Source organism: Zunongwangia mangrovi, assembly GCF_900112105.1.
GTDB lineage: Bacteria > Bacteroidota > Bacteroidia > Flavobacteriales > Flavobacteriaceae > Zunongwangia > Zunongwangia mangrovi.
Map to the genome: position 1 here is coordinate 1 of NZ_FOKV01000015.1, position 18,221 is coordinate 18,221.

12 protein-coding genes and 3 pseudogenes are annotated in these 18,221 nt (G+C 34.8%); 10 read left to right on the forward strand and 5 right to left on the reverse strand.

Features of this window, described 5'->3' with window-relative positions:
- The 3 genes from BM201_RS17545 to BM201_RS17555 all read left to right on the forward strand — a co-directional run.
- Positions 1-317: integrase core domain-containing protein (locus BM201_RS17545; protein WP_139219278.1), on the forward strand; the 317-nt coding region annotated here is incomplete at its 5' end.
- Between the two features lie 51 nt (positions 318-368).
- On the forward strand, positions 369-851 hold the full coding sequence (locus BM201_RS17550; RefSeq protein WP_092545067.1) for a hypothetical protein: 483 nt from the start codon (positions 369-371) through the stop codon (positions 849-851).
- A 193-nt stretch (positions 852-1,044) separates the two neighbouring features.
- Positions 1,045-1,821: a hypothetical protein gene (locus BM201_RS17555; protein WP_092545084.1), complete on the forward strand. Its 777-nt coding sequence runs from the start codon at positions 1,045-1,047 to the stop codon at positions 1,819-1,821.
- A 150-nt stretch (positions 1,822-1,971) separates the two neighbouring features.
- Here the strand turns inward: BM201_RS17555 and BM201_RS17560 are convergent.
- Positions 1,972-3,122: pseudogene (locus BM201_RS17560) on the reverse strand (IS3 family transposase).
- A 276-nt stretch (positions 3,123-3,398) separates the two neighbouring features.
- Here BM201_RS17560 and BM201_RS17565 point away from each other — a divergent pair.
- From BM201_RS17565 to BM201_RS17595, 7 genes and pseudogenes are all read left to right on the forward strand, one after another.
- A pseudogene (locus BM201_RS17565) lies at positions 3,399-4,939 on the forward strand (IS1182 family transposase).
- Between the two features lie 518 nt (positions 4,940-5,457).
- Complete coding sequence (locus BM201_RS17570; RefSeq protein ID WP_092545069.1) at positions 5,458-6,543, forward strand: hypothetical protein; 1,086 nt, start codon at positions 5,458-5,460, stop codon at positions 6,541-6,543.
- Positions 6,544-6,712: 169 nt separating this feature from the next.
- Entirely contained in the window at positions 6,713-7,654 is a 942-nt protein-coding gene (locus BM201_RS17575; RefSeq protein WP_092545071.1) for a hypothetical protein, read from the forward strand.
- Positions 7,655-7,800: 146 nt separating this feature from the next.
- A complete protein-coding gene (locus BM201_RS17580; protein ID WP_092545073.1) occupies positions 7,801-8,592 on the forward strand; it encodes a TlpA family protein disulfide reductase in 792 nt (263 codons plus the stop codon).
- A 33-nt stretch (positions 8,593-8,625) separates the two neighbouring features.
- Complete coding sequence (locus BM201_RS17585) at positions 8,626-9,273, forward strand: class I SAM-dependent methyltransferase (protein ID WP_084843199.1); 648 nt, start codon at positions 8,626-8,628, stop codon at positions 9,271-9,273.
- Positions 9,274-9,454: 181 nt separating this feature from the next.
- Positions 9,455-9,703: a hypothetical protein gene (locus BM201_RS17590; protein ID WP_092545075.1), complete on the forward strand. Its 249-nt coding sequence runs from the start codon at positions 9,455-9,457 to the stop codon at positions 9,701-9,703.
- A gap of 214 nt (positions 9,704-9,917) precedes the next feature.
- Complete coding sequence (locus BM201_RS17595) at positions 9,918-10,733, forward strand: hypothetical protein (protein ID WP_092545077.1); 816 nt, start codon at positions 9,918-9,920, stop codon at positions 10,731-10,733.
- Positions 10,734-10,918: 185 nt separating this feature from the next.
- On the opposite strand, the gene BM201_RS17600 is transcribed toward BM201_RS17595, so the two are convergent.
- The 4 genes and pseudogenes from BM201_RS17600 to BM201_RS17615 form a co-directional block, all read right to left on the reverse strand.
- Positions 10,919-13,609 carry a DUF5695 domain-containing protein gene (locus BM201_RS17600; protein WP_092545079.1) on the reverse strand — a complete coding sequence of 897 codons (2,691 nt, stop codon included), beginning with the start codon at positions 13,607-13,609 and terminating at the stop codon, positions 10,919-10,921.
- Positions 13,610-13,711: 102 nt separating this feature from the next.
- Positions 13,712-16,030 carry an alpha-L-arabinofuranosidase C-terminal domain-containing protein gene (locus tag BM201_RS17605; protein WP_092545080.1) on the reverse strand — a complete coding sequence of 773 codons (2,319 nt, stop codon included), beginning with the start codon at positions 16,028-16,030 and terminating at the stop codon, positions 13,712-13,714.
- A 31-nt stretch (positions 16,031-16,061) separates the two neighbouring features.
- Positions 16,062-17,756 carry a DUF885 family protein gene (locus tag BM201_RS17610; RefSeq protein ID WP_092545082.1) on the reverse strand — a complete coding sequence of 565 codons (1,695 nt, stop codon included), beginning with the start codon at positions 17,754-17,756 and terminating at the stop codon, positions 16,062-16,064.
- A 45-nt stretch (positions 17,757-17,801) separates the two neighbouring features.
- Positions 17,802-18,221, reverse strand: a pseudogene (locus tag BM201_RS17615) (beta-L-arabinofuranosidase domain-containing protein); the annotation flags it as partial.

Sequence of the window (18,221 nt, forward strand, 5' to 3'; positions counted from 1 at the left end):
ATCAAGCAAAGAACATTAATGGACTCATCCATCATTCTGACAGAGGTATACAATATTGCAGTAATGTATACACACAGATACTGAAAAGAAAACACATTGATATTAGCATGACAGAAGAAAATCATAGCTACGAAAATGCTATGGCTGAGCGGGTAAACGGCATTTTAAAAGATGAATTCTATTTAGATCAAACCTTTATGAATACCGCTCACGCTAAGAAAGCTACAAAAAATGCAATTAAATTATATAACGAAGTAAGATTACATTTATCTTTAGAGTATAAAACACCAAATATGGTATACAAATTAACTGCTTAAAATCATGTTCAACCTGTAGCCATATTTCAGGACTAGACATTTGTTACGAAAATGAGAAATACAATATTTTTAGTTTTAATTCTCGTAATTCTTTCCTGCCAAAATGAGAAATCTGAAAAAACTCAAAATGTGGAATTGAATACTGAAACAGAAATTATCCAGCCTGAAAAATTAGTTTTTAACGACACAGTTATTTATTTAAGTGAAAATAATGACTTGGCTCTAATAAAACTGACTTTAATACCAAATCAAACTTTTGATTTATATATGAAAATTTATCCTGAACCAATGCAAGATGTGGAAACAGGATCTGAAATAATAAACTCGAACGGAACTTGGAGCGGAAATGGACAAACTGTATCATTAAACTTTACGGAAATAAAAAAGGATGCTCTGAATTTGAATGCACTTTTTGATTTAAACTATAAAGAAGGAAATGAATTTACAGTTATTAATAAAAATAAGGTTGAGATAGACTACTCTTTAGATAAGATAAACATTTGGGGAATTAATTGTTACAAATCGGAAAAATAAAAACTGGTGCTAACACCGTATAACAACAATTGCGGCTTTGTGTCCTGCGGACACAACCGCGCAAGCATAAAAGTCGGTAATTTTAGCTATCTTAGTTTTTAAACAATCCGCAACTGATTGTTATACAAAAACGTTGGGCACAATTTTCACGCAACCTTTTTTTAATTAATCATCTTATGTATAAATGGAGAAAATGAAAAAATTAGTAATTCTTCTTATTTCATTGATTTCTATTAGTTGTAGCAGAGATGATGATAATCTAAACTATATAGAATCAAATATAGATTTTATGCCTATAGAAATCTATGACAATTCAAATACTTCAGAAAATCCAGGTTTAAAACTTAAACTAATCACAGAAGAAATATTCCCATGCATTAATTACAGTTTAATTACTAGTCAATCAATAGTAAAAAATGAATTGAGAATAAGAATGGAAAAAATCTCAAGTCCTGATATTTGTCTAACAGCTCTAGGACCAGCAACTTCTTTCATTGATTTAGCAGAAAACATAAATCAATTAACATTTATTAATGTACAAAATATTGACAAATATTCAATTTCTATAAATGAAGAGAAAATTTCAATAAATCGCATTGAAAGAAATTTTACTAATATACTTTTTGAAAAAACTTTCCGATATCCAAAAAATACATTTGCTTACGTGGGAGGAACGAATACAAATAACACTGAAATATATCAAGCATTTTTAGAAATACTAATAGAAAATCCAAGTTTTACCCAATTTAACTTTGAAGGAGAAGGGAAAATACCTTATCCAACCAGTGCAGATGGCCATTGGGTTAATCAACCGTCCCAATATTTTAGATATACAGATTACGAAGAGTTTGAAAATTTAAAATCTATTTTAGAAAAGTATTCGGATGAGAATATTGAAGAAAATTCTGGTGTTTCACTGGCAATTTATGGATGGGACAATATAAGTTATCATAGTGGGCACAGTAACTAGAAAACTATGCCCAACAACGATTCATCGCAAATAGCGCTTTATAGATAAAAAAGTGTAATTTTAGAAACCAAGCAAGAAATGGTTAAGCCGACAAATCCGCGTACCTTACTCCACTACTTGCGATAATCGAAGCCGTTGTGTAAGCTTCCCCTAATTAGAACTGCCTGATTGTCTAAAATTACTGTTTTTCATAGTTCTGGCGGTACCGCCAGAACTATGAAATTCTGCATAGGCTACAGGTGCCATTTTTCCTAAGGCATCATGTGGCCGTACGTTATTATAATCTTCCATCCAAGTTTGGATTTGTTCCCTGACTTGGTTTAGATCTTCAAAGATATACTTATTGAGTACTCCTCTTCGGTAACTTCCATTAAAGCGTTCAATAAATGCATTTTGTGTCGGCTTTCCGGGTTGGATATACTGAAAAATAATGTCTTGTATCTGACTCCACTCCGAGGCGATCTTAGCTACAAACTCAGGACCATTATCCATCCTTATTTTTTGAGGTTTTCCCTTGCGATTAATTAAATGGTTTAATACCCAAATGACACGCTTGCTGGGCAATGAAAAATCAATTTCTATATGTAATGCTTCCCGGTTATAATCATCAATAACCGTTAGGCCGCGGAAGCGTCTTTTATTCTCTAAAATATCAGTAACAAAATCAATATTCCAACTACGATTGGGAGCTAATGGAATTTCCAGGGGTTCTTTGACCCTGGCCGGTAATCGCTTTTTTACCTTTCTTCTTAAACTTAAACCAAGTTTTTTATAGACTCGGTACACCCGTTTATGGCTAAGGCTTACCTTCGTTGTGTAATCGTTCATAAGCCATCCAAAAGCCCTCTTTCGAGTGTTCTTCAACCTTTTGTTGTAAAGCTGTTTCGATCGCAGTATCATTCTTCGGCAAAGGACTGTAGTAATAAACACTCTTACTCATATTCAAAACACGGCATGCCCTACTAATACCGTAATGAATAAGTTCTTTTGTGATAGCTCGTTTACGGCAGGGCTTTAAAATTTTCCTGCTTGCCGGCAGGCAGGTTTTCAATAATCTCTTTGGCCATTTGATGATCCAGCGATAAATTGGCATACATCTGCTTGAGCCTCCGATTTTCTTCCTCAAGGTCTTTTAAACGCTTAAGTTCTTTACCGTTCATACCGCCATAACGTTCCCGCCACTTGTAAAAAGCAGCTGTGCTGATCTTGTACTCCCGGCTGATCTCAACAGCCGTTTTGCCGTTATCAAATTCCTTTAAAATCTTGGCGATTTGTTGTGGTGAATATTTACTCTTCTTCATAATTACTGTTTAAATTAAGCAAAATATTATACTTTTAAACAGTTCGCTTTTAAGGGAAGCTTACACTTATATGGTTATAAATAACGATATTGACATATAGAAAGCCAGTTGGCAACAACGTATAACAACAATTGCGGCTCTGTGTCCTGCGGACACAACCGCGCAAACATAAAAGTCGGTAATTTTAGCTATCTTAGTTTCCAAACAATCCGCAACTGATTGTTATACAAAACCGTCAGACTGTCTCAAAACCTAAGAATTTCGTATTTTTAGGATATGGAATACCAACAAGGACAAGACCGCGAACAGCTTAGTCTTTACGCAACCTGTTTGGATGATATGATTCCCCAGGATAATAGCGTACGACTCATTGATCAATTTGTCAACTTGCTTGATTTATCACAGATGGGCTTTCAAACCATAGCCACTCAAGGGAGGCCGCCCTATGATCCCGCAGATTTGCTCAAACTCTTTATCTATGGCTATATGAACCAGATGCGATCTTCCCGAAGATTGGAGAAAGAGGTTTATCGTAACATTGAAGTGATCTGGTTGATTAAAAACTTAAAACCCGATCACAATACCATTGCCCGGTTTAGAAAAGAAAACCCAAAAGCCATCCGAAAGGTGTTCCGGCAAAGTGTGGCCATCGCCCGTAACTTCAACCTGATTGGGGGAACACTTATTGCCGGGGATTCTACCAAGCTAAGGGCGCAAAACAGCAAAAAAAATAACTACAACAAAAAGAAAATACAGCGGCATTTAGAGTACATCGATAAAAAGCTCGAAGAGCATAACCAAGAACTGGCCAAGGCTGATGGAGACCGGAAAAAAACCGAAGAAATTAAAGGACGCAAACAGCAACAGACCAAATACCGGGCAATACAAAAACAATTAGACAAGGATGCTTCTTCTGAAAACCCACAACGATCGACCTCTGATCCTGATAGCAGACATCAAATTGTAAGGGGAACCGTTACCGAGGTCTGCTACACCGCGCAAACTACCGTAGATGCCAAACATAAGTTACTGATCGATTATAAACTCACCAAGCAGAATGATAAAAAAGCAATGGGCTTCATGCTCAGAAGAGCCAAGTCCATTTTACGATCAAATTCCTTTACTGCACTCTATGATAAAGGCTATCATACCGGGAGCGAGTTCCATATTGCCGATAGTCTAGGTATCGATGCCTGGTGGCCATTCCGGCCATTGGACGTAAAAGTCAGGCGCCAGATCCTAAATACAATGCTGAAAACTTCATTTATAATCCTGATGATGACGCCTATACTTGCCCCCAGGGAAATACTTTATACAGCAATGGCTCCTGGTACAAAGCCCGCAACTATACGTTTAAACAATACAAGACCAAGGCCTGTAAGGAGTGCCCGGTACGCAGCAAGTGTACCACGGCCAAAGCTAACGGTAAGATTATACAGCGCACTCAATTTACCCAGAACCTCCAAGGCAACGCCAAGCGGGTCGAACAAAGCGGAGAGCTTTATAAAAAGAGGCAAGCGCTGGTCGAGCATCCCTATGGCACTATGAAGCGGCAATGGGGCTTTGATCATATCATAACCAAAAGGGGCATCAAGGCAGCTTCTGCAGATTTTGGACTCATCGTATTGGCCTATAATTTAAGAAGATTGTTCAATAGTAAAATCGGCTTACAGCAACACATCGTGGGGCTGTTTTTAACCTTCAAGAAGTGTATAAAAGCCTCTATAAGACTGAATAAAGCTTTTACCGAATGCACAACAAAAAATACTGATCATAGTATAAATTTTGTTTTCAATCCTAATTTCAACTATTTTTAAAACCAAAGCAGGTAGTTTTGAGACAAACTGCCGTTACCACACATTTGAGAAATGACGCCCGGATTCAATAACTTAACGCAACAAATCATATCCTTAGATTTGTTCAAATGAAGACCAAAACACAAAATCAAACTTAAGACAATCCATATGGGTTTGAAGATGTAGTGCTAGATAATTAAGAAGTAACTTAGGAAAACTCTAAAGATACTGTATCGATTTATATCAATATGTACGATTCTTCAGAATAAAAAGTTCCAGTTAGTTGGGTTTACAGTAAAAGACTAATTTTTCCATCTAAACTTTTCAAACGCTTTTCGTATTCAATTTCTACAAATTTACGGATTTACATTTTTTGATTATAGTATGAAAAATGAACACTTTATTTAATTGAGAAAACAGCTTAGGTAGTATGTTTTACAAGTCAGCACCTAATAATAGCTGTTCAGTAAGATCTATAATGTTATAACTAATTTTCATCTGATATTTGATGTATCATAACATTCAAAATAGCCAAAAAGATGAAATTTTTAAAATTTGTTGGAAAAATTCTTGTCGTTCTTTTAATTCTGAATCTTCTTATTATATCTATATTTTGGATAAGAAATCAAGTTTATAAAGGATCAAAAAACGATGAAAATATTGCCTATTTAAAGGCTAATCATAAAGTAATTTCTGATAATAGTAATGAATATGATTTTACTAACTTCTTTAATAAAGACTTTTACGATTCTAAAATTTTTCTCTTAGGCGAAAATCACGGTTTTGCTGAAACTCAATCCATAGATTTAGAATTATTTAAACATCTTCATAAAACTATTGGCGTTAAATACTACTTAGCTGAAATGGATAGTGTACGCGCTAAAAAATTGAATAGTTTTTTGAATAAAGCCAGCAAAGACACAGTGCTATTAAAACAAATTGTGATCGATATAAAACAAAGAATTCCGCAACAATCTGGTAAGCAACTCTTTAATAAATGGTCTAAATTATACGATTACAATCATAAATTAAAACAGACTGAAAAAATAACAATTTTAGGAATCGATAAAGATTTTGATGATGAAAGTACCGCAATTTCACGTGATTCTATAATGATATTAAACTTTCAAAATATTATAAAAGACAAAAACATAAAAAATGAAAGATTCTATGGCTTCTTTGGGTTTGCCCATGTTTTACAGGAAGCTTATGGAGAAACCCAACACAGGTCTTTTGCCGCGAGACTAAAAAGAAGTTATCCTAAAAATAAGATTAAAACCTTTGTTTGCTATAATATCGATAGTGAAGTGTATTTTCCAAAAAATGATCAATACCCTTCTCCTAGTGATGGGAAAACAAAAATTTTAAATGAAGACGGCCCTATTATGTTAGTAAAAGGCATCAATGATCTAAAAGTACTCACTAAGGCAAATTCAGTAACATTATTTAACCTTAACAGTGAGGCCTCTCCATATCATTCTTCAAAATACTTAAGCGGTATAAAAGTTAATTTTTTTGGTGGTGATGCTTTATCAAAGTCGCCAAAGGTTCATACTACAGATGTGCTACAGTATGTTTTCTTAATCCGAAACTCCAAAGCTGTAACGCCCCTTGTGGCACAATAATTTTTATCTTTAATCTGAATAAATTAACTTCAAAAACCTAAAATAATACTATAATTTTAGCTATTTTTAATTAGTAATTCAATTACTAGTTAAAAGCACTGAAATCCCTGTATTTATTAGGGTTGTAAGAATTTATTTCAGCAAAATCATCAATCAAAAATCATCTTTAATGAAACCAGTTAAAGTATTACCTCTTGCTATTTATAGCGTGATATTTTTCATGCTTTCCTGTGATCCAAATCAAAATAATGATCAAGACGAAATTATAGAAATTCAGGATTATAATTTTAGATATGCTTTGTTAAACACCAATGCAGTAGATACAGATAACGACGGTGTTGGCGATAGAAATATCGATCTAAATAATGACGGACAAATTCAATTAGGCGAAATTAAAGGCGTAGAAAGTTTAATTCTTGGGTTTAATTATGGATTAATTCAAAATTCGGTTGATATTAAAGAAATCAGACAGTTCTCGAATTTAAAGTATTTAGAAATTACCAGTAGCCAAGATGATGGTTTTATATTAAGCACCTATTCAGGTAAAATTCCTTATAATTTCAATGCGTTGCATGAATTAGAAGTATTAAAAATAAACCACTTATCTTCAAACAGGTACACCGGTATAGATGTTTCTTACCTTGATAAACTACGCCTGCTAGATCTTACACACAATAGACCTGATGATAATGAATTAGACCCTGAAGAATGGGAATATCCTACGCATTTTATCAAAGTTTATATGGAAGGCTGCACTAGCTTGGAAGAAATGATCATGGAAAATAGCTTTCTTATTGTCGATTTTTGTGAAGCGCCTTCTATTAAAAAATTAAATATGCGTTATCTGGAAGGTGGCGAGCCAGAAGTATTTGATTTTCATTGCCTGGAGCAGTTAGAAGAACTTGAAATTTCAGAAAATATAATAAATACACTTATCCTTAAAAACGGTTCAGTTTTAAATAAATTTTGGGCAAATTATATAGGAAACTTTGACCTGGCAAATTATCCATTTGTCAGAGAAGTTTGCATTGATGATATGCCCGAAGAGCTTGAACAGATTTCAGAAATTATAAATGAGGATACGTTTATAACAACAGATTGTACTTTTTAAACCTACATTAAAATTTTAAAGACTTAAATAAGGCTTCCCCCAAAAGTTTGATAACCTGTTTCGAGATCGTTAGTATTATTATACAAACAGAAGACCTATTTTATTGAAATAAGGCTTAACTTAACAGAAATCACTAAATCATCATCATGCAATCCATCAAATCAAGTATTCTTCTTTTGTTCGCTTTTTTAGCAATCGTAACCGGTTGTAAGGAAAAAACACCGCAATTTGGTACGCCAAATGTTGAAATAGCTAGCATTCAAAACCATTTCTTAAAATGGTATAAATACAATAAGATCTATATCGATCTTAGCAAAGATTATCACGCATTAAACTCAAATTCCGAAGAAATAAGTAAACAGGCATTTTTAGAGGAATTAAGTACGGGCAAATATTTTATTGTACGTATGAATTCTACTAAAGAGCTTACATTCTACAAATTAGTAGAGATTCCAGAAGATGGAATCAAAACAATTGGTGACCATATCGCTAAACAAGCAGAGCGTGAATTGCGAAATCTTAGTTTTGTAAATACGTCTTTACCAGATTTAGATCTCAAAACTTTAAAAGGAAAGTCTTATGATATAAGCCATTTAAAGGATCAATATTTGGTGCTTAATTTTTGGTATACCACCTGTGGAAAATGTAAAACTGAACTGCCAGATATCGAAGCTCTTGCTCAAAAATATAAGTATCGTGATATTAAATTTCTTAACGTGTCGATTAACGAAGAACATACTTTAAGCAATTTTTTAGAAGATAAAGATTACCAGGTAGCCATGTTACGCCTAAACAAAAAATTTGTACTAGACAGCTTAAATATACGCCTGTTTCCTAGCTATTTTATTATCGATCCTAATCAAAAAGTGATTAAGGTTTCGAATAATTCTAAACAATTAGAAAAAAGGCTTAAAGAAATCCTAGCTCAATTAAAATGATTATATTTCGGGCTTCAACCTTTTAAATCATACATGGAGTATTCAAAAAAACCAGGGAAATACTATGTAGATTCCAGACCAGAAATGCAGGCTTTATTACCAACCAAAGCCAAGAAAATCTTAGATGTTGGCTGTGGCCAGGGTGCGATGAGTGCCGAACTTAAAAAGCAAAAAGAGATCGAGGCCTGGGGAATCGAGTTTATGGAAGATGAAGCAAAAATGGCCGAAAAACGCCTGGATACTGTTATTAATTCGAAATTAGAGGATGCTATAGAGCTGTTGCCAGACGATTATTTTGATGCTATTTATTTAAACGATGTATTAGAACATTTGGCCTATCCAGAAGACGCATTAAAAAAGATTAAAACCAAACTGAATGAAAACGGAGTGATTATTAGTTCTATTCCAAACATTCGTTCTCATAAGGTAATTACCAGGTTTATATTTCAGGGCGATTGGAAATACCAAAAATCTGGTGTAATGGATTATACCCATTTACGTTTTTTTACCTCTAAAAGTATTAAAAGAATGTACGAGGATAACGGTTTTGAAATTATAGAGCATTTTGGCATTAATAAATCTAAATCTTTAATGCCTTACGTTTATAACATCGTTTTGCTTTGCACTGCTTTAGATTGCTTTTACCCGCAATTCGCAACCATTGCAAGAAAGTCTGCTTAAGATCAAGAATATTAAAATTCAGTATAAATTATAGAATATCGGTTTTTGTCAAGCCAATATTCTATAATTCTGTATACATTTTTTCTTGCTTAAAACTAAGCTTTTAATTTTTACAGTTTTTTAAAATAATTCCCTTCTCTTTTTTCTAAATTGAAGCTATTGCCGCATTAAATTGAGAGTCATGAAATTATTTTTTAGAACAATCATCGGTTTTATGCTGGCGATATTAGCCATTTTACCCTTCATTTTTTTAGGATTGTCTTTATACGATGCTTTCCATAATTTCTACGGAATTATAGCAGTAGGAGTCATTTCTATACTGAGTTTATGGATCGCTTATGGAATTTTTAAGCTCATAAAAGGCCAAGGAATTTTAAAAATACTAAGTTACCCCTACTCATCTCCAGAGATGGATAAACTGAAAAAATAAAATACCTTAAAGCCAGCCCTGAAACATTTATTTGAAGTTCAACTCTATTTTCAAGCGGCTCTATAATAATAGGCTATGTAGCCTTTAATCTAAATTGAGAAAAAATCATAGTTTTCTAAAAATTAGCCTCAAAACATACAATATCGGGTTTATGATTTTATTTCTTCAAAATTGTATTCGTTTTATTTTATATTAGCACGTTATATTTTTTAAAATGAAGAATTATTTTTCGCTAATACTTTTGCTATTTATTGCAAAAACCTGGGCTCAGGATGTTCATTTTGAAGTTACATATCTTCCTAATCATTCCTATTTATTAAGCAAGACAGAAAGAACAACTAGCATCGTAGATCTAGAAGCTTCCGAAGAAATATATGAAGCACTCGAAACTCAGGGTATAAAAATTCCCATCGTAGAAAAAGAAAGTAGTACTTTAAAAAGTATCACTACTACTGGCGATAGAGAAAACGATAAAATACCGGTTAAAGGAGAATTTCTAGAGTTTAGCCAGGCTAAGCAACTAGAGAGTTCTTCGTTTTATGGATTTTTTCATGAGAAACGTGTGCATGTAGATTCTTTATCCTCTGATATCCTAAGTAAAGAGCAAAAACAATCAATTACCATTGGAATTCAGAGTGTTTTAAATGCGATATATTTTCCCGATAAAAAAATGAATATCGGAGATACTTTAGTTGAAAAAACGAAACTTAATTATCCTGTTGGGGAGACCACAATTCCACTTTCCCTTACTACAATCTATAAATTAAAAGCTACCAATGCTGAAAAGTCATTTTTCGACATTATTATGAAATATGATTTTATGACTGAAATTGAAGGTTTTAAAACTCAGGCTTCCGGAAGCGGAATTGGCTCTGTCGTATATGACATAAAAAATAAATTTATAACCCAAATGTTGCTGGACACTGAAGTTTTAATGGATTTTAATCAAGACGGAATGCTTTTTCATGCAAGTGTAACAACAGAACTTGATCAAACTGTTGAAGTAAAATCTACTAAAACAAACCCCTGAGGTATTTTTCTAAAAATCAACTTTAATTCCAAAATACACCTATAGTTATTGGCACTGTAACAATTAAACTCCTTCTCATCGAACAAAAGTTTTGAAAATTGGATATAAAAAAAGAGAGGCAAAAACCTCTCTTTTTAACACATCAAAAACAATTAAAACTATATTGAATAACTAACAATCCAATCTTATTCTATACTTATTGATATAGATTTCTTTTTCAACGGAATTTTATAAGCACCGTTCATTTTATCGAATTTCAGACCTAATTCTTTATTCGATCTTAAATAAGCTTCCGGACTATCTTTGGTTTTCTCATTTAAAACCAATTCTATTTCTCCTGAAGATTTATCATAGATCAATTCTTTAAAAGTACCTGCATCTAGGGTTAACCATAATCCTTTTGGTTCAAAAAAGATCTTACTTTTTGCGGCAGTAGTTAGGCTTACGATAATTTCATCATCATCTTCCTCGATATTTCCACCAAAAGAAAGCCATCCTAAATCTTCGTTTTTGGTAATATAAGTAGCGGTATTAATCGCATAACCAAAGAAGTTAGATCCATAATCTCCAGATAAGTAATCGATTCTCATAGTAGATGGATACGAGTGGAAAGCTGCAGATCCAAATCCATCTTTTGTGATATTAGAGATCGCTCCTAAAGTTCCGCCATAACCAACTTTTAATAGATAAAAATCTGGATTATTTCTATAAGCTTTTAAAACCGGGATCGCATTTAAACCAGATCCATAATGATGAATTTGGCGTTCTACTCTCGATAATTTACCTCCGTAAAGGAAATCCCAGTATCTACGTGCGTTACCGTTATACGCCCAGTGTGGCATAGTTGGCATGTACGCCAAAATCGCATTTAAAGTAACGTTTGCTTTTTGCTGATACCCAAAATAATCACTCCACATAAATACTTCTTCCTGCCCGGTAGAATCCCAGGGCATTTCACTACCAAATGGATAGTTTAAAGACTTCCAATGATCTGCTCTTTTCTTCATTGAAGCTTCTAAGCTGGTCGCCATCTCGGTTAATCCTTCTGCTTGTAGATCTTTTAAAATGTTTAAGAACACTGTTCCTTCCATTTGTCCAAAAACGGCATACCATGGTGCTAATTCTGGCATCGTAACAGAGGTGTGATATGCCTGCTCTAAATACCATTTCCAATCATGATTATCTACCAAGCCTTCGTGATATCTAGATAAACGATACATTACCCAGTAAGCGGCGGCAACGTGAGGATAATTATACGATCTTCCTGGATCACCGGCATGCTCTTTATTCCATGCTGCCCAAGTGTTGTAGTTTATATCATCACGATATGTTCCTTTTGGTAAAGAATCTGGCTCGTAATAAAAAATACTTTTCTTAACTCCGTATTTTCTTTTTCCTTCATCATACTGAATACCACCCCAAAGAGTTTCATCAATAAACAATTCCAGTTTTTCGATCTCTGCTTTTTCTGGCTGAATAAGTTGCTTCATTATGGCTCCTAACCAGCTACCAGCACCACCTTCATCACTTAATCCGGCTACCCATGAACGACTGTCCTGAGTAATTTGCTTTTTATCTTCGTAATCGTAAGAGATCACCGAGTTTGTTCTTCCGAAGAATTCATCAGGCTGGTCAAACCATTGCTCGGTCATCAAGAAATGTCCAAAATCATCTACAACTTCGATTTCGGGCTTAATCACTTTATAGTTGATCGTTTGTTCTAAACCATCTTTATAAGTTACCGTTACACGGCTTCTGCCCCAAATATTTCCTTTTACCTCATATTCGGTAAATCCGGCTCCTTTTTTTTCAATTTCAGAAATCGTGATCGCTCCTTTTGGTTCTACCAAAATCTCTTCTACAGCTTCTGGATAGTTTAGGAATAATTTTCCGTCTACATCCATTGGCAACACATAACCTGGCACGCCAACGGCTACCGGTCTTTGCTCTTCAATTAATTTATCCTGAATTTCTTTTATGCTAGGCGCCAATACAAACTTCAATGCGAAATTCTGCGTTTCCCCTGCTCCAAGGCTTAATGAAGTTGGCTTATTCCATTGGTCTTTATCTTTCCACTCTTTTTCAGCATAAGCTTTACTAAGCGCCATCCATTCGTGAACACCTTCAAAAACAATACTTCTATTACTAGGATCGTCATTTAATGGTCGATAAGCTTCAAACGGCATATTGCTTTCTGGTAACACCAATAAAGCTTCGCCTTCGCCTGTAAGATGTTTTACTTCTAAATACCCGGCATCGTTCCCTATATATGGGTCAAAAAATACATTATCGGCATGCGTTTCATCTAAATGCTTTCCTTCTAAAATGTTATTGAAAGCCATTGGTGTTCCTAAAGCACCAATTTCAACAGATTTGCTCGTTGGGTTTGTAATTTCAAAACGCAATACCAAACCACCGTCTTTTTTCTCGTAGTATCTTTTAATACTAAGTGGATTTTCCTCACCTAAAGTATTACTAAGATCGGCTGCTGCTAAAACATTACCAGACACCGATAAAGCTTCTACTTTTTTACGATGCTTAGCCGTAGAAAAAGACTTCCATTCGCCATCTTCTCCTTTTATTCTGAAGTTTAGATCGCCAATATAATAGATACCATCTTTATCCCGAATTTCGATACGTTCACCCGGAGTAAAATCGAAATCTGGATTTGAATTTGGGTATAAGCCCGCTACGGTTTGTGAGGCATTTACCAGTTTTAGTGTAAATTCATCGGTTTTTACCTCAGTAAAACCTTCTTCGATCCCAAGTGTAGATTCCCGGTCTTTAAGGTTATCCCAATAGGTAGATTCCTGCTGTGCACTTGCCGTTATCGTTATCAAAAACAATAAAAGCAATGTCTGTAATTTAGTTTTCATGTTCATTTTTTACTCAATTCTCAAGAATTACATCCAAAAATGGCTAATCCTGACTTCTATTTTTAATGTTTTTTTCGTCGGAAAAGTATTTCTCTAGCCGACTTATTTATTCACTTTAAACTTATAGATTCCTGCGCTTTCTTTCGGAATTTCAATAGCATTTTCTGAAATTTCTATTCCAGCTTCAGAAATACTAATTCGCTCTTTATTTTCTTCATCATTAAATACCATATCATTTTCTCCTGAAATAATAAAAGATTCTCCTGAAGTAGCTATGCTTTCTGAAATTCCGTCTAATTTTAAAGATTGCGTCTCATGTGTAGCATTTACTACTGAAATTGTAAGAAATTCGCCATCTTCTGTTAGCGTAGCTGAAACATCTAAAGGCTCTGGCGATCCAGTAAATTCAACCGGCTGCGTACCAAATTCCTGGCGATACAATTTTAAAACTAATCCCGTTCCTTCTAACCAGGCATCGGTCTTAGTGGTTTTTATCGCTCCAATTACATTCACGGTTTGAGCATAATTAGCCATATAATAAATATCAGACTGGCGAGAGAATTCATTCAATCCGGCAGCAATACCTAAAGCGTCTCTTAAAAAATAACGTGTACCTAATAAACCGTAAACATGCGGACCATACCAATAATTCCACTCGTCCATCGCGATCTTGATATTCTTTTCTGCAATGCCAGGGATTTCTCTGCGAGCTCTTCTATGTTCTTCAGCTACGGCCTCGATTACTTCTGGCATTTGGTTTACGTGTGTCAACAAACCACCGGCATGCCAGTTTTGTTTGTAGAAATGCTCACTAATAAAGGTCATATATTCTGCACTATTCTTGTACATCATATCATTCCATTTACCAGGATAACCAACAGCAATAAGATCGATGTTTGGATCTACATCCCACATTGCTTTAGCCACTTTATTATGCTTTTTTACATAATCTTCGATTGGCATGTGGCCTAACTGCCAATCACCAAACATTTCGTTCCCTACGGCCCACAGTTTCACATTATAAGGTTCTGGATGCCCATTTTCTGCTCTCCATTCTCCCATTTTTGTAGAAGCAGCTCCGTTAAAATATTCAACTTCGTTAGCAGCAAGTTCTGCTGTTCCAAGACCCGTATTTACTGCAATATTTGCTTTAGTTTCTAAGATCTCACAAAGCTCCATAAATTCATGAATACCAACATCGTTATATTCTAAACCATTCCATGCTCTTTCAAATTTTGTAGGACGTTTATCTGGATCGCCAATACCATCTTTCCAATCGTAACCCGATACAAAATTTCCACCAGGCCATCTGTAAATTGGCGCATCTAATTGTTTCATTAGTTCGATCACTTCAGGACGGTAACCTTTAATATTGTCGTTTGGCATTAAAGAAGCTGCAGCTAATGTTAGTTTTCCTGTTCCTTCAAAAGTGATGTCTAAACTTCCATTATCGCTAGTTTCTTCAGAAGAAAATTCAAAAGTTATTTTCTGAAAATTACTGCCAGAAACATCGAAACTCTCCTCATTTCCATTTAATGCAATAGTAACTTTTTTAATTCCATTTCCTTTAAAAACCAATCGGCCTTCATAAGTTTTGCCAGAAACAAGCGCTAATTTTTGCTGTTTTAAGCTTAAATTATTTTCTACCTGATACACCGGTAATTTCCCCTGTGAATATGAATACGAACTATCGATGCTAACCAAATTGGTATCTACAGCTGTTTCCCAAGGTGATTTTTTTGTACCCGGAACATAATAAAATTTACGATCGTCCAGCATTTCTGCCCACATACCGCCGTAAATAGATTTTCCCATATGCTCTATAAACTGCCCATAGATATATGGTGACATAGGATCTAATTTTTCGTCCAGGTTTACAGTAATTTCCGGTTTTAATTCTTTAGCTGAAATTTCTTCTATTTGAAAATTATCAAAATAGATCTTTCCTTTTGCCTGTCCTCTTTTTCCAAGTAAAAGCTCTAGCATAAAGCTATCGTCCATTTCTGTAGAGAATTCCATGTCGACTTTTGTCCAATCGGTATCTCCTTTAAAAATTGTGTCACCTGTAAACTCATATTTTCCAAGTCGTAGTCCGGCACCGCTATACTCGTTTTCGCCTTCTACGCCTTCAGTTTTTACGAAACCAGTTACTTTATAGGTTGCAAAAGGTTTTACATCAATCTTTTTAAACCAACGTTCAGCAGTTAAGGTATCTGAAGATAACATAAGTACCTGCGAATCGTATTGATCTGAAGCTGCATCTGTATAATGAGCCGGTGCGCTCCAGGGCTCGTATTGCCAGCCACTTTCTTTTACATCGCCATCTTTTACCGGCGATATTAAATTTTCATTTTCTTCTTTTCCGCAAGACCATAGTGTACAGACCAGTAGGAAAAGAAATAATATGTTTAATTTTTTCATTTTTGTTAGGTGGATTTTGATTAAGAGTGAGTTATTTAAATTCGGTTGAGAATTTCCAGTTTGCTTTGTAATTTTTAGGAATTTCTTTGTCTTCTAGTAACAAACGAAGTACAGCCACCGGCATCATGTGTTCTTTCATCACGCGGTCGTGGAATTCTTTTTCTGTCCATTCCTTTTCTAAAAGTTCATTTCTAAGGGCATAAAACTGAAGTCCACCGATCATGTACGCTAATTGATATAATGGCGGTGTGTACGATGTTGCAAAAGATCGGCGAACTTCAGCTTCAGCATTGGCATACTCATGCCCTACTTCGTCTACTAACATGTCTATACATTGTTGCGGAGTCCATTCTCCCAACTGATATTTTAACGAGAAAATAATTCGTGCACAACGGTGAATTCTCCAAAAAAGCATTCCCATTTTTTCTTCCGGAGTACGTGGGAATTCTTTATTCCATAAAATAATTTCCCAGTAAAGTGCCCAACCTTCCATCCAAAAAGGAGTATCAAATGAACCACGATAAGGTTTATTTCGCTGGTTCATATAAAATTGAAGATTGTGCCCCGGGTGTAATTCGTGTTGTACGGTAGGAAATGAGAAGTTTGGATTATTACCACGCATACTCATTAATTTATCTTCGTGCTCCATTCCTTCTGTTGGATACGAAATACTAATTTCCCATCCACCGGTAAAAAACGGATTTACTTTTTGTCTTTCTGGCGTCATCATGATCATTCCCCAGGTTTCTTTTGCCAGCTCTGGGATCGTAATTAGATCGCGTTCTTCAATAAAATCTACTGAATGATCATATAAACTATTAATCGCTTCTGGTTGTTTTCCAGGCGCTACATAAGTATTTTTCACATGCTCTAAAGCCGCTTTCCAATCGTCACCATAGCCCATTTCCTTAGCCGCTTTGATCATTTCAGCTTTACACCAGGCAAACTGACTTTCGGCAGTTTCGATTAGCTCTTCAGGAGTGTATGGAATAAACTCATATTCGAGATTTTTGATCAATGTTTTTCTTCCTACCGGTTTCCCTATGATTCCGCTGCCGTCGTCTTTCTGACTATCTTTTGAATAGTTTTCGCTAAGAAATTCAGCATATTCCTTCAATTTTTGATCTAAAGATGCATACGGTGTCTTCATCCACCAGGTAAAATCTGGATCGTAATCATAATAGAACTTATAGGCTTCTCCTAAACCACGTTGAAGCGAATAAATGATCGCTGCAGCCTTTTCAGCCTTCAACCAATCTTCAAATTCGTTATTTTTAAGCGCTTTTATTTTTTCTGAAATCTTCTTTTCAGCATCATTAAAAGTCATCGCCAAAGCTTTTGCATCTGGCTGAGTTCCTCTTCTTCTTTGCTGAATAAAAGAGTACAAATTATCTGCAAAATCAACTACAAAAGCTACTTCTTTGAAAGCCTCGTAATCCTGATTTAGTAAATATTCTTCTTTTTCGATCAGGTTTCTTAAAAGCACATAATCTGCTTTTCCATCTTTCGATAAACCATTAAAATCAATATCCTTTAATTTGGTTTCCCATGCTGTATAAAATTGATTGTAACGCTCGTAGTATTCTTTAGATTCACGAATATTATAAGTACGTCTTAACGCAAATTTATCGGCTCTAAAGGTGTTAATTACATCGATCATTTCATTAGCATAAATGCTACTGGAAAGGCATATAAATACGAAAAGACAACTTAATAATTTCTTCATAATGTAATCTGAGATATTAGGTTTTAGAATTCTGATAAAAAAGTATTATTCAAGATCTACATCCAGATACACTGAATGTCTACCATAGGTTTCGTAAAATGGTTTGTAGGTAATTCCGTCGATCTCGAACGTAAGTTCTTCTGGATTTCCTTTAATTGATGCTCCAATATCTTCAGCATCAAAATTCACTTTACGCCATTCTGTTCTTGGTTCGTCTTCCTGAGCTGCTAATAAAACAGGACCATAAAATAAACTTGCGATATTTTGCTGATCCATCACAGGATCTAAATGGAAGCCAAATGGCATTGTTAATTCTACCGTATCGCCATCTTTCCACTTTCTACTTAGTGTTAAATAAGTTCCTGGTGTAGCCTCTACGCTTTCTTCTTTACCGTTGATCTTAACGATAAATTCTTTGGTTGCCCAACCTGGCACACGTAATTTAAGATCGAACTTCCCTTTACC